13 protein-coding genes are annotated in these 12,193 nt (G+C 62.3%); 5 read left to right on the forward strand and 8 right to left on the reverse strand.

Translation table 11 applies throughout. The annotated features are described in order from the left end of the window. Nucleotides 1–18: 18 nt before the first annotated feature. Both ABIB36_RS09765 and ABIB36_RS09770 read right to left on the reverse strand, forming a co-directional pair. The gene (locus tag ABIB36_RS09765) at nt 19–777 is read right to left on the reverse strand and encodes an anti-sigma factor (RefSeq protein WP_084348748.1); all 759 of its coding nucleotides are present in this window, start codon (nt 775–777) and stop codon (nt 19–21) included. Beyond that, nucleotides 774–1,523, reverse strand: a complete 750-nt coding sequence (locus ABIB36_RS09770; RefSeq protein WP_502944884.1) for a sigma-70 family RNA polymerase sigma factor — start codon at nt 1,521–1,523, stop codon at nt 774–776. The genes ABIB36_RS09765 and ABIB36_RS09770 overlap by 4 nt, the downstream gene beginning before the upstream one ends. Nucleotides 1,524–1,649: 126 nt before the next feature. Here ABIB36_RS09770 and ABIB36_RS09775 point away from each other — a divergent pair, with 126 nt between their 5' ends. Then, the gene (locus tag ABIB36_RS09775) at nt 1,650–2,609 is read left to right on the forward strand and encodes an ATP-binding cassette domain-containing protein (protein ID WP_084348746.1); all 960 of its coding nucleotides are present in this window, start codon (nt 1,650–1,652) and stop codon (nt 2,607–2,609) included. Then, complete coding sequence (locus tag ABIB36_RS09780) at nt 2,606–3,436, forward strand: ABC transporter permease (protein WP_084348745.1); 831 nt, start codon at nt 2,606–2,608, stop codon at nt 3,434–3,436. Before ABIB36_RS09775 ends, ABIB36_RS09780 begins: the two co-directional genes overlap by 4 nt. Nucleotides 3,437–3,449: 13 nt before the next feature. Here the strand turns inward: ABIB36_RS09780 and ABIB36_RS09785 are convergent, their stop codons facing one another. The 3 genes from ABIB36_RS09785 to ABIB36_RS09795 all read right to left on the reverse strand — a co-directional run bounded on the left by ABIB36_RS09785 (nt 3,450) and on the right by ABIB36_RS09795 (nt 7,551). Further along, entirely contained in the window at nt 3,450–3,980 is a 531-nt protein-coding gene (locus ABIB36_RS09785) for a CGNR zinc finger domain-containing protein (protein WP_179142418.1), read from the reverse strand. A gap of 302 nt (nt 3,981–4,282) precedes the next feature. Next, nucleotides 4,283–5,548, reverse strand: coding sequence for a class I SAM-dependent RNA methyltransferase (locus ABIB36_RS09790; RefSeq protein ID WP_084348980.1), 1,266 nt, complete (start codon nt 5,546–5,548; stop codon nt 4,283–4,285). A gap of 5 nt (nt 5,549–5,553) precedes the next feature. Then, a complete protein-coding gene (locus tag ABIB36_RS09795; protein WP_084348744.1) occupies nt 5,554–7,551 on the reverse strand; it encodes an APC family permease in 1,998 nt (665 codons plus the stop codon). A 230-nt stretch (nt 7,552–7,781) separates the two neighbouring features. Here ABIB36_RS09795 and ABIB36_RS09800 point away from each other — a divergent pair, with 230 nt between their 5' ends. Next, nucleotides 7,782–8,447, forward strand: a complete 666-nt coding sequence (locus ABIB36_RS09800) for a potassium channel family protein (protein WP_179142417.1) — start codon at nt 7,782–7,784, stop codon at nt 8,445–8,447. A gap of 30 nt (nt 8,448–8,477) precedes the next feature. Continuing rightward, nucleotides 8,478–9,152, forward strand: coding sequence for a potassium channel family protein (locus ABIB36_RS09805; RefSeq protein WP_084348742.1), 675 nt, complete (start codon nt 8,478–8,480; stop codon nt 9,150–9,152). On the opposite strand, the gene ABIB36_RS09810 is transcribed toward ABIB36_RS09805, so the two are convergent. Further along, nucleotides 9,111–9,779, reverse strand: a complete 669-nt coding sequence (locus tag ABIB36_RS09810; RefSeq protein WP_354559727.1) for a DUF3159 domain-containing protein — start codon at nt 9,777–9,779, stop codon at nt 9,111–9,113. The two genes, ABIB36_RS09805 and ABIB36_RS09810, sit on opposite strands and share 42 nt — an antisense overlap. 204 nt (nt 9,780–9,983) lie before the next feature. Then, nucleotides 9,984–10,361 (reverse strand): OB-fold nucleic acid binding domain-containing protein, encoded by a 378-nt coding sequence (locus ABIB36_RS09815; RefSeq protein ID WP_084348979.1) that lies wholly within the window; start codon nt 10,359–10,361, stop codon nt 9,984–9,986. Nucleotides 10,362–10,528: 167 nt separating this feature from the next. Between ABIB36_RS09815 and ABIB36_RS09820 the strand changes: the two genes are divergently transcribed. Then, nucleotides 10,529–11,236, forward strand: a complete 708-nt coding sequence (locus tag ABIB36_RS09820) for an alpha/beta fold hydrolase (RefSeq protein WP_354559659.1) — start codon at nt 10,529–10,531, stop codon at nt 11,234–11,236. Between the two features lie 57 nt (nt 11,237–11,293). Here the strand turns inward: ABIB36_RS09820 and ABIB36_RS09825 are convergent, their stop codons facing one another. After that, nucleotides 11,294–12,151, reverse strand: a complete 858-nt coding sequence (locus ABIB36_RS09825; RefSeq protein ID WP_084348739.1) for a DUF3710 domain-containing protein — start codon at nt 12,149–12,151, stop codon at nt 11,294–11,296. Between the last annotated feature and the right edge of the window lie 42 nt (nt 12,152–12,193).

The following is a 12,193-nucleotide window of genomic DNA, read 5'->3' on the forward strand; positions in this document are numbered from 1 at the left end:
TCAGCAATCACATTGTTGCTAGGCGCCCAATGTCGCCATTGTCAGCACCTCGGTCGGCTGCGGTGAGCCGCCTGCGGGTTCGAGCGAGAACGCGAAGTTGGTCGCTCCCCCCATACCCTCGATGACCGTCTGGCCGCCTTCCTCGAGTTGCGCAGGCGTGACGAGCCCGACCGATCGTGGAGTTCCTTCGACGAACCACATCTGGTAGTCCTTGCCCGCCTCCGGTGCCGCCACACCGTCGAGTTCCACCACGGCCGAGTCTGCTTCACGTGAATACGAGATCTTCGCAGTACCTCCACCGGGGAAGCTCGCTGTGGATTCCTGCGTGTCACCGTACGCAATCACCTGCTCGGCCTGCGTCGGGCTTGGATCGTTCCCGATCACTTGCGTCGCGACGACACCTCCACCGACTACAACGACCACCGCCGCCGCGGCAGCCATCAACGAGGTACGCAACCTGGTGCTTCGCCGTTCACGGTGACCCTTCATGCTCGTCACGTTCGACGCGGTCACCGGCGGTGGGGTCACCTGCGATGTACGCGGAACTTCGTCGAGAAGCCGTGCGCGAACCTCTGGCGGGGGCTCGACGGCATCGAGCACCGACGCCAGCGCCAACGTCTCCTGAATCTCCCCGACGAGAATGCCGAACTGGACGCGGGCGGTGTCGTCGACCGACTCGAGATCGCGTTCGATCTCTGATTCTTCTGCTGCGCTGACCGCATGGAGGGCAAATACCTCCGCGGAATCGAGCAGTCGCTGTCGAATCGCTTCGCTCATGAGGGTGTCACCCCCAAACATGTCTTCAACTTGATCAGCCCATCTCGTATTCGCGATTTGATGGTCGGTACCGCTACCTCGAGGCGCTCGGCAACCTCGCGGTAGGTCCAACCGCTGTAATAAGCCATTCGCACAGATTCACGCTGGGTATCGGTCAACGTATCGAGGCATGCGATCACTGCATCGGACTCGAGCCGTTGCGTGACAGCCTCGAGCACCTCGTCGTGCTCGGGTGAGTGGCTGATGGCGCCGTACGCTGCCTCACGGTCGGTACCGGATTGCTCCGACCTGACCCGATCGACGGCCCGCCGATGAGCCAGAGTCATGATCCAAGCGAGCGGACTGCCCTGTTTCGGATCGTAGTTCGGAGCCGATCGCCAAATCTGGAGAAAGACTTCCTGGGTGGTTTCCTCGCTGTACCCGGGGTCACGAAGTACGCGTAGCACCATGCCGTAGACGCGAGCAGACGTCGCGTCGTACAACTCGGCGAACGCACGCTGGTCACCCTGGGCAACTGCTGCCATGAGACGACGAAGACGCTCGGTCTCGTCGGCGCGCAAATTACGCAACTGTGCGCTGGGGACCGCACACGCGGCTCCTTCGGAGTCCACCGATGCCGGCGGGTCGTCGTATGAATCGGATGTCCCCTGAAACGGCGAGTCCGAACTCGGGGTGGCGCTCACCGGACCAAGGTCCCAACTGATTCGAATCTGATCGCGTTCATTGATCAAGAGAGTAGTGCTCATATGGCTCTCACACCGAAACCTCCGCGTTTTCCCGCCGCACAAGGTATTCGGTACACGGAACGAAAGGGATGGGCGAGCGCGAAAAATGGATTGCGGACGAGGCGAAAATCGGGCAATCATGAAGGAATGGACACATCGGCGGCAATATCGACTCACGGCATCGTCAAACGATTCGGCGATACCGTTGCCGTCGACGGTATCGATCTGACCGTTCCGTGTGGTGGGGTGTACGGCGTGCTGGGCCCGAACGGAGCAGGCAAGACGACAACCATCCGGATGCTGGCAACGCTCCTCCCCCTGGACGGCGGCAGCGCCCGCATCCTCGGCCACGACCTCGCCACCGAGGCGAGTGCCATCCGAAGCAAGGTCTCGCTCACCGGCCAGTTCGCGTCTCTCGACGAGGACCTGACCGGTACCGAGAATCTCGTTCTTCTTGCGCGGCTCTATGGATACTCCCGTCCTGCAGCACGTTCGCGGTCGGAACAACTTCTTACGGCGTTCGGGATCGCGGATGCCGGTGGGCGTCAGGTGAAGACGTATTCGGGCGGAATGCGGCGTCGGATCGATATCGCCGCAAGCATCATCGTCACTCCTGAGCTCATTTTTCTCGACGAGCCGACCACGGGGCTCGATCCGCGGAGCCGAAACCAAGTGTGGGAGATCATCAGGGCACTCGTGGCCGGCGGAACAACAGTGCTGTTGACGACGCAGTACCTGGACGAGGCCGATCACTTGGCGGGTCGAGTCGCTGTCATCGACCGAGGGAAGGTCATCGCCGAAGGGACTACCGGAGACTTGAAGGCGTCGGTCGGGGCAGGTGCACTTCATGTGCGCGTTCTCGATCCGGCGCGGCGCAGTGCAGCCGCCGCGATATTGCGAACCATCCTCACCGACGAAGTCGTGGAGGACGCAGATCCGGTGGCCATCTCTGCGCGAGTCGACTCCGCGTCGTCGGTAGCGGCCGCACTTCCCGCTTTCGAAGCAGCGGGTATCGCAATCGCTTCCTTTGCGATCGGACAACCGAGCCTGGACGAGGTCTTCCTGGCTCTGACGGGGCATGCCTCGGAGACGGAGGCCGCATCATGACCACGACGCTCACCGACGCTTCCGCCTCGGTGGCCGAGGTGCTGCGCAGCGCAGGGCCACGACCATCGAGACCCAGCGCACTGTCCACATCGTCGAGTTTCGGCTGGCGGGCGTTGCTGAAAATCAAACACGTGCCGGAGCAACTATTCGACGTCACGATGTTTCCCATCATGTTCACGCTGCTGTTCACCTACCTTTTCGGTGGCGCATTGGCGGGTTCAACCACCGCCTACATCCAATTTCTGCTTCCCGGAATCCTCGTGCAGACCGTGGTCATGATCACCATGTACACCGGCGTGACGTTGAACAAGGATATCGAGAAAGGCGTGTTCGACCGATTCCGCTCGTTGCCCATCTGGCGTCCGTCGCCGCTGGTCGGTGCGTTGCTCGGCGATGTCGTGCGTTACACGCTTGCATCGGTCATCGTGTTGATTCTGGGTGTGATCATCGGATTCCGCCCAGCCGGTGGGATGCTCGGCGTCGCAGCGTCGATTGTGCTGCTGCTGGTGTTTTCGTTCTGTTTGTCCTGGGTGTGGACGATGATCGCGATGATCGTCCGAACTGAATCAGCGGTCATGGCCGTATCGATGTTCATTCTTTTCCCATTGACCTTCGCCAGCAACATCTTCGTCGATCCGCAGACCATGCCTGGGTGGTTGCGAGCCTTCGTCGAGGTCAATCCGGTGAGCTTTCTCGTCACCTCGATCAGATCACTGATGTCCGGAGACACCGACATCACTGCATTGACGGTGACCACGGTGATGTGTGCTGGGTTTCTAGGCGTCTTCGGACCGATCACGATGCGTCTCTACAACCGAAAGACCTAGCTGTGTTCGGTTCCTAGTGGCCGTGTGCCGCCTTTCGTGTTCGATGTCGCCGCACCGCATCACGGTTGGAACAGACAGTCCCGCAGTATCGTTGACGACCCGTTCTGGACACGTCCGCGAACGCGGTGTGGCAATCTTCGGCCGCACACCGACCCAACCGCGACATTCCGCGGCCAGTCAGATGAAGCGCAGTTCCCACGCTGACCAGGGCCCGAATTACTGACCCCAGGGCGATATTGGGGTCTCGATAGTGGATGTGCCAACCATCTCCTGCGTGGTTGGTCAGACGCGGGTAGGCGGACGCACGGGTAAGTAAGCCGTTGAGGATTTCCGCTCGAGATTCATCGGTGGGGGCGTCCACCACCGATGACCATTCGGCCAGAAAAGCCATCGTGTCCACCAGGTCGACGTCACCGGGGACGGTGTCGACAACCAACCCCGCCTCGACGCAGCGCCGTCCGAGTTCCGCGGCCGACTCGGGTGGAGAATTGAGCAAGCCGACTCCCAAGTGCACGGCATACGTTCCGTAAGGGTTGATATGCATAAGACCATTACAGCACAGTGGGGTTATGCATAGCCACGAAAACCACTCCCATAGCTGGGCAACAGTCTCTCGTCACAACACGAGCGAAGGAGCGATCAGCTACCAGAACTGCGCATGCGGAGCCCAGCGGATTCTCTCCTCATGCATCTACGAGCCAGGAATCCTCGCCCTCGTCAGCGCCCGATGAGAGCGCATCTGGTGCGCATTGTTTTCCGATTCGGAGCGGTTGCTACCGATCCTGCACTCTGTGGCGGCGGAAGGGAATATCCGCAGCCAGAGTGCAGCATTCGGTCCCCTTCGACTTACTTCGTGAACAAGCCGATGCACTCCACGTGGTGCGTGAGCGGAAAGGCGTCGAATGCACGCATCGCTTCGAACGTATACCCAGCATCTCGGTACAGGCCGACATCTCGGGCGAACGACGCTGGGTCGCAACCGATGTGAACGATGCGACGCGGTGAACGTGATGCGACGCTCGAGACGACCTCTTTGCCAGCGCCTGCGCGGGGAGGATCGAGCACGACGACGTCGGGAGCGTCCAACAGCTCCACTACCCGTTCCACCCGGCCGGGCTTGAACGCCACTTGTTTCACGTCCTGCAGTGCTGCGGCGCCGTCCGCTGACGCGCGTCGAGAGAATTCGACACTGACCACCCGCCCGTCGGTGCCGACACTGGGTGCGAGGCTGGCAGCGAACACTCCGACACCGCCGTACAAGTCCCACGCAACCGATCCGGGATTCGGTAGCGCCCATTCGGCCACGACGTCGCTGTACATCTGCGCGGCCCCGCGATGTGCCTGCCAGAAGCCGTTCGCATCCAGCTCCCATTCTCGTCCGGCAACGAATTCGTGTGCCCGCCCGCTACCTACGACGGTGCGCTGCGTCCGCTCCTGCGCCGACGCAGCACGTCGGGCGGACGCACCACGCCTGCCCGGCGAACGTCGCCCCGTTTTCGACACCGCTGCGGGCGCAATCTCGACCACGTGTCGTTCGCCTGCACCGTCGACCGCCACTGCAAGCTCCGCGCCCGGACGCCATTTCTCCTCGTTCAATCCGTCGAGAGCACCCGACACCACCTGGGGGCACTCGAGTTCGGTCACGATGGTCGAACTTCGGTAGCGGTGAAAACCCGCGCGTCCGGCAAGGTCCACGGTCAGTCGAACTCGGCTTCTCCACCCGGTTCCATCTCCCGTGAACGGCAATTCCTCCACCTCGACGTCACGCTCGAGGCCCGCGATACGACGCAATTGCTCGCTCACCACGGATGCTTTCATCGCCCGGCCCGCAGCCAAGGTCGCGTGCGAGTAGTCACAGCATCCGGATCCACCTGGACCGGATATCGGGCAGAGCGGCGCAATCCGATCCGGTGACGCGTCGATGATCTCCACCGCATCCGCTCGACAGAACGACCCGCCGCGATCCTCTGTCACTGCGGCGCGGACGATCTCGCCCGGTAGTCCGTGACGCACGAACATCACGCGGCCCTCGTGGCGCGCAACGCAAAACCCTCCGTGCCCCGGCGCCCCGAGTGTCACTTCGATGTTCTGGCCTACCCAGTTCTCGCTCATCGTGCTCATTTCGGCGTCGGCGGTTCGTACCCGCGGCGGGACGCACCCGGAGCGTTCTGGATGGACTCGCGTCTCGCTTTCTCCGACGAGTGCAACTGCCACGGGACGCTGGTCACCATCACTCCTGGCTGAAACAGCAGGCGGCTCTTCAATCTGAGGGCACTCTGGTTGTGCAGAATCTGCTCCCACCAGTGTCCGACGACGTACTCGGGAATGAACACGGTCACGACGTCGCGCGGCGAATCCCGGCGCACCCTCTTGACGTAGTCGAGGACCGGCCTGGTGATTTCACGATACGGCGACTCGACGACCTTGAGCGGTACCGTGACGTCGCTCGCTTCCCACCCCCGAACGAGTGCACGTGTGTCCTGTTCATCGACGTTCACCGTGATGGCTTCGAGTGTGTCCGGCCTGGTTGCGCGCGCATATGCCAACGCGCGCATCGTGGGCATATGCAGTTTCGACACCAGCACGATCGAGTGTGTCCGACTCGGCAGGACGCCGTCCCACTCTTCGTTCTCGAGCTCGCGTGCCACCGTGTCGTAGTGCTTGCGGATCATCCGCATCAGAACGAATATCGCGATCATGGCCACGATGGCAATCCACGCGCCGGCTGCGAACTTCGTGATCAGCACAATTACCAACACGGTGGCAGTCATGGCCAGGCCGATGCTGTTCACAATCCGCGAGCGGAACATGTGTCGACGTTGGTCCGGGTCCTTCTCGCTGCGCAGCAAGCGGGTCCAGTGGCGAATCATTCCCGTCTGGCTCAGCGTGAACGAGACGAATACTCCGACGATGTAGAGCTGAATCAGCTTCGTCACTTCGGCACCGAACACGACGACGAACGCGATCGCGGCGCCGGACAGAAACAGGATGCCGTTACTGAAGGCAAGGCGATCACCGCGTGTGTGAAGCTGACGCGGAAGGTAGCGGTCCTGCGCAAGAACCGATCCGAGCACCGGGAACCCGTTGAATGCCGTGTTCGCGGCAAGTACGAGGATCAGAGCAGTGACGACGGTGATGAAGAAGAAGCCGATCGGAAATCCGGAGAAGACGGTTTCCGCCAACTGGGCGATCAAAGTTTTCTGCTGATAGCCCTCGGGGGCGCCGATCAACTGCTCACCGGGATCCATCGCATACTTGATGCCGATCTTCTCGGCCAGAATGATGATTCCCATCATCAGAGTGATGCCGATGACGCCGAGCATGAGCAAGGTCGTCGCGGCATTCTTCGACTTCGGTTTGCGGAATGCAGGCACGCCGTTACTGATGGCCTCCACACCGGTCAGCGCAGCACAGCCGGAAGAGAACGCTCGTGCGATGAGGAATGCGAAGGCGATTCCGTACAGATTCGAGTCCTCGGCTTTCAACTCGAAGACTGCCGAATCCGCCTTCAGATCCTCACCGAAGACGTACACCCGGATCAGCCCCCAGGCCAGCATCAACACCATGCCGACCATGAATGCGTAGGTGGGAACGGCAAAGGCCGCGCCGGATTCTCGGATTCCTCGCAGGTTGATCGAGGTGATGAGCACGATCGCAACGACGGCGAACAACACCTTGTGTTCGGCCACCAACGGCACAGCCGAGCCGATGTTGGATGCCGCGGCCGATATCGAGACCGCAACGGTCAACACGTAGTCGACCATCAGCGCACTGCCCACCGTGAGCCCGGCCGTGGGCCCGAGATTGACCGTCGCTACCTCATAGTCGCCGCCGCCGGACGGATAGGCGTGCACGTTCTGCCGATAGCTTGCGACAACGACAGCCATCACGACGCAGACGGCAAGGCCGATCCACGGCGTCAACGCATAAGCGGAGATTCCGGCGACCGAGAGGACGAGAAATATCTCCTCCGGCGCGTAGGCCACCGAGGACATGGCGTCCGAGGCGAAAACGGGAAGCGCTATTCGTTTGGGAAGTAGGGTATGACCGAGCTTGTCGCTGCGGAACGGCCTACCGAGCACTAGCCGCTTGGCGGCGGTCGAAACCTTGGACACGGTGCAAAGCGTAGGCCGTCCGAATACGGCCGCACCACCGGTGCGTCCGAAACTCGCCGAACAAGTTCGACGGGCATCCACCGCATTCCTGAAATGCCCGGATTTCGCATCGCAGCACCGGCTGGGCTCGAACGGCGACGTGCCGACGGTTACCTTGTTGTACGAGCACCGAGAGTCGCCGGTCCCTTGCCGGAAGACGAATCGACGCTATCCGAACGGAGCTGGAGCCTGTGTACGTAGTAGTGATGGGGTGTGGCCGCGTCGGCGCATCGTTGGCCGGTGCGCTTCACCGAATCGGCCACGAGGTGGCGGTCATCGATCGAGACGAGACCGCTTTCCTCCGTCTGGATCCGAGCTTCGACGGCCACCGCATCATCGGCATGGGCTTCGACAGGGACGTCCTCGTGCGCTCCGGGATCGAGAAGGCCGAGGCGTTCGCAGCCGTCTCCTCCGGTGACAACTCCAACATCATCGCCGCGCGCGTCGCCCGCGAGACATTCGGCGTCGACAAGGTCGTCGCTCGTATTTACGACGCGAAGCGTGCGGCGGTATACGAGCGGTTGGGGATTCCCACTGTGGCAACAGTCCCCTGGGCTACCGATCGGTTCCTTCATAATCTTCTGCGCGACGATCCGACCACCAAATGGCGTGATCCTTCGGGCAATGTCGCAGTTGTTCTACTCGACATTCACGAGGGGTGGATCGGCAAGAAGCTGGCACTGCTCGAAGAATCGACTCGTTCACGTGCGGCATTCCTCATCAGATTCGGCACCGGACTTCTACCCGACAAGCGCACGATCATTCAGGCAGACGACGAGATCTATATCGCAGCGGTGTCCGGGACGGTTGCCGAGGCAATCGCGCTGGCAGCCAATCCCCCGCCCTCCGACGACTAGTCACATCCGCACCGAGACGAACGGGAACCCATGAGAGTCGCAATCGCCGGCGCCGGCGCCGTCGGCAGATCCATTGCCCGAGAACTGATTCGCAGCGAACACAAGGTCATGCTGCTCGAGCGCAAACTCGACCACGTCGAACCCGAGGCGATTCCGGAAGCGGAATGGGTGCTGGCCGACGCGTGCGAGCTCTCACTCCTCGAAGCGTCTAACCTCGAGACATACGACGTCGTGATCGCAGCAACAGGAGACGACAAAGCGAATTTGGTGTTGAGCCTGTTGGCCAAGACAGAATTCGGTGTCAACCGAGTCGTCGCGCGCGTCAACGATCCTCGAAACGAGTGGCTCTTCGACGGATCGTGGGGCGTCGATGTAGCGGTGTCCACCCCGCGCATGCTTGCCTCGCTGGTCGAGGAGGCCGTCTCGGTCGGCGACCTCGTTCACCTCATGACCTTCCGCAAAGGACAGGCCAACCTGGTGGAGATCACGCTTCCGGAGAACACCCCGCTGGCGGGCAAGCCCGTTCGGAAGCTCCTGCTCCCACGTGACGCAGCACTGGTGACCATTCTTCGTGGCGGCCGTGTCATCGTCCCGCAGCAGGACGATCCGCTCGAGGGTGGAGACGAACTGCTGTTCGTAGCCTCCGTGGAAGTCGAGAACGACCTACGCGCCGCGGTCGGCCTGACCAACATCGCGACGGGTTGATCGGTCGTCTGTTGGTTCGTTCACTTCCTCGATCGCTCGATCGGCCCGTCGAACCGCCCAGACCGTGACCAGAAGTGCGACGCCGGTCAACGGCCAACCCATGCCGATGCGTGCGACGGCCAGCCAACCGGTCTGGTCGGCGTCGTACAACTCGGACTGCACGAGATAGCGGGCACCGAAGACAAGTGCCCACGCGAACGTGGCGATGTCATAGGAGTGAACCGATCGACGGTGCGACCGCCACGTGGTGCCGTTGCCGTTCAGGTATCCCCAAGCCACCCCGACGAGGGGCCATCGAGCGAGCATCGACACCAGGAAGACTGCGCCGTACAGCAGGCTCGTGTAGATCCCGAAAAGGAAATAGCCCTTCGCGTCGCCTGTTCGGTACGCGATGAACGCACATATCCCGACACCGAAGAATCCCGATATCGCCGGCTGAATCGGATTGTGCCGCAACAATCTCCACACCAACACACCCAGTGCGATTGCGAGGGCCGACCAAATCCCGACCGCAAGCCCGAACCTACTGTTGACAGGTACGAACGCCACTACGGGAAGGGTCGAGGACACCAACCCGGTCAAGCCGCCGAGTTGCTCGAGGACAGTTTGCTTGCTCTCTTCGTCCAGACTCGCCGTAACATCGACGACGTCGGACTCCGTGTGCTCGACCTGCTGGGACGGTTGATCTGCCGGTGCGCCCGGTTGACCCAAGAAGCTGTGCTCGGGCCCGGTTCCGTCGGCTGGAACGTCGAGCTCGGGGCGTGTGTTCTGGCCACCCATCGGGCGACTGTCTCTCTCGGTCACATCATCGAGCGTGCCACATGAACGCGGTCAGGAGTCGTCGCGGAGTTCGTAGTACGGGTTGTAGACGATTTTTCGGCCGTTTCGCTCCCCCACCCGGCCTCGGATGAGGACGGTCTTGCCTGGCTCGATTCCGGCGATCTTTCGTCGGCCGATCCACACCAGCGTCACGGGATCGGTGCCGTCGAAGAACTCGGCTTCGATGTTTGCGTTGGCCGCCTTCGAGCACGCTTCGACGCTTCGCAAGCGCCCCAACATCGTGACTTCTTCGCCCCTGGAGCAGTCACAGGCACGGCGGGCGCCCGACGCTTCCGAAGTTTCCGCCATCTCTTCGGCATCGAGCTGATGGATGTCCTCCGTCAACTTACGCGTGAGCCTGCGAAAATATCCTGCGGCAACGGGTGCCATGGTGCGCTCCTGGAAGCATCTGCGACGAGTTACATCGCTGTGAAGACCTGTACCAACGCCACTGTAGCCCCGCGTGAGGCCGACGGCCAACCGCCAGTTCAACCGCGTCCGCGGGGCCGAATCGTCCGGTCGACGGTCCGTGTAAGCCACCGGGCACAATCACCGGAATGAACGTGACGAGACCGGCAACTCACGTGGTGGTCCTACCGGGTACCGGATCGGATGCGGAGTTCGCATTCGACGCATTTGCAGCGGCGGTAGCGGCAGCAGGAGCCACGATCGAAGCAGTGAGCCCCAACCCCATCGGCATCGTCGCCTCTTACGAGGAGGCGATGTCTGCAGCGGCGCACCGACACGGCCGAATCATCGTCGGCGGCATCTCGATCGGCGCCGCGGTGGCGCTCTCCTGGGCGCGCCGTCACCCACAGTCGGTGATCGGTGTCCTGGCAGCCTTGCCGCCCTGGATCGCCGATCCAACCGACGCACCGGCGGCACTCAGCGCGAGGTACACCAAGGAACAACTCGACGCTTCCGGGCTCGACGCGGTGACTGCAGCGATGGAAGCGACGACTCCGCACTGGCTGGCGTCGACTCTCCGGCGTTCATGGGCGTCGCAATGGCCCGATCTTCCCCGCGCTCTCGCCGAAGCGGCCTGCTACGTGGCGCCCACTCTCGACGAACTACGCAGCACCCTCGTGCCCACCGCAGTGATCGGCGCCGTCGACGATCCGGTCCATCCGATGGACGTTGCGCGGACGTGGCACGAAGAAATTCCGAACTCACGCCTGTCCACTGTCGCCCTTGCCGACATCGGTGCCGATCCAGGGGTGCTCGGTCACCGCTCGATGCAGGATCTGAAGAGCCTCGTCGACTGATACAGATGCCCGTCGGCATGACTGATCACCTGTCGCACGGACATTGCCAACGAGGTGTCAGCCGCCCAGCTGCTGCATTGCAGACCCCGAGGAGCCTCGACGCGGGCCTTCGGTGGGTGTTGTCTGGTTCGCAGGCGCGGCGGAGGTCGGTGGCTGAGGCGGCGCTTCCTGTGGCTCTGTTCGCGCCTGCTCCGCCTGCTGCTGCTGGGCCGCGGCGAGTTGCGCGGTCAGAGCGGCCGGAAGGACCACCGGGAGCGGGGTGCGTACGGGATGAGGCTCGGTACCGCGATCGACCACCGTCTGTGCAAGGACGTCACGCGCGATCTGCACGAGTGGAGAGTCGTTGGCGACCGCGCCCGATGGGCCGGCCAGAACACAACGGACCATCCACCGATAGCCGTCGACTCCGATGAAGCGCAGATCCGCGTTCGATGTCACTCCGTGCAGCTCCCGTCCCCAAGGACCGGTCTCCATACTGACTGCGGACTGATCCGAGCGAAGCGAGGTAGCCAAATCGGCTGCAACCTCGCGCCATTGGCCGGGCGACTTCGGCGCGGCGTAGGCAGCAATGGTGATCCGGCCGTGCGCAGTGACGACATGCACTGCCTGCGGTGCGCCGGCCTGATTCATCTCCACCTGCAGCTGGCCTCCCGCAGGCAAGGGCACCAATACCGATCCCAAATCGAGTCGCGTCTGGGCAAGAGTGTCGCGATCTTCGTCCAATTCGGTGAGGTCGAACGGACCGAGATCGGGGTCCGCCTGCTCACCGACGGTTTCGTCGCGCGCGGCGGTCGCGGTGCCGAGCGCGTCGGCTCCGCCTGCCGAACTCGAGTCGTCGAAGGTGTCTTCGTCTCCGAAGAACCCACCGGTCGACGCTTCATCCTGTGCTGCGGTCTTCTTCCGCCGTCCGAACATGATCAGTTCTCTTTCTCTGCGAAATCAGTGCATTCTCTGCGA

The organism is Rhodococcus sp. UYP9 (assembly GCF_040547235.1).
In the GTDB taxonomy this organism is placed as follows: Bacteria; Actinomycetota; Actinomycetes; order Mycobacteriales; family Mycobacteriaceae; genus Rhodococcoides.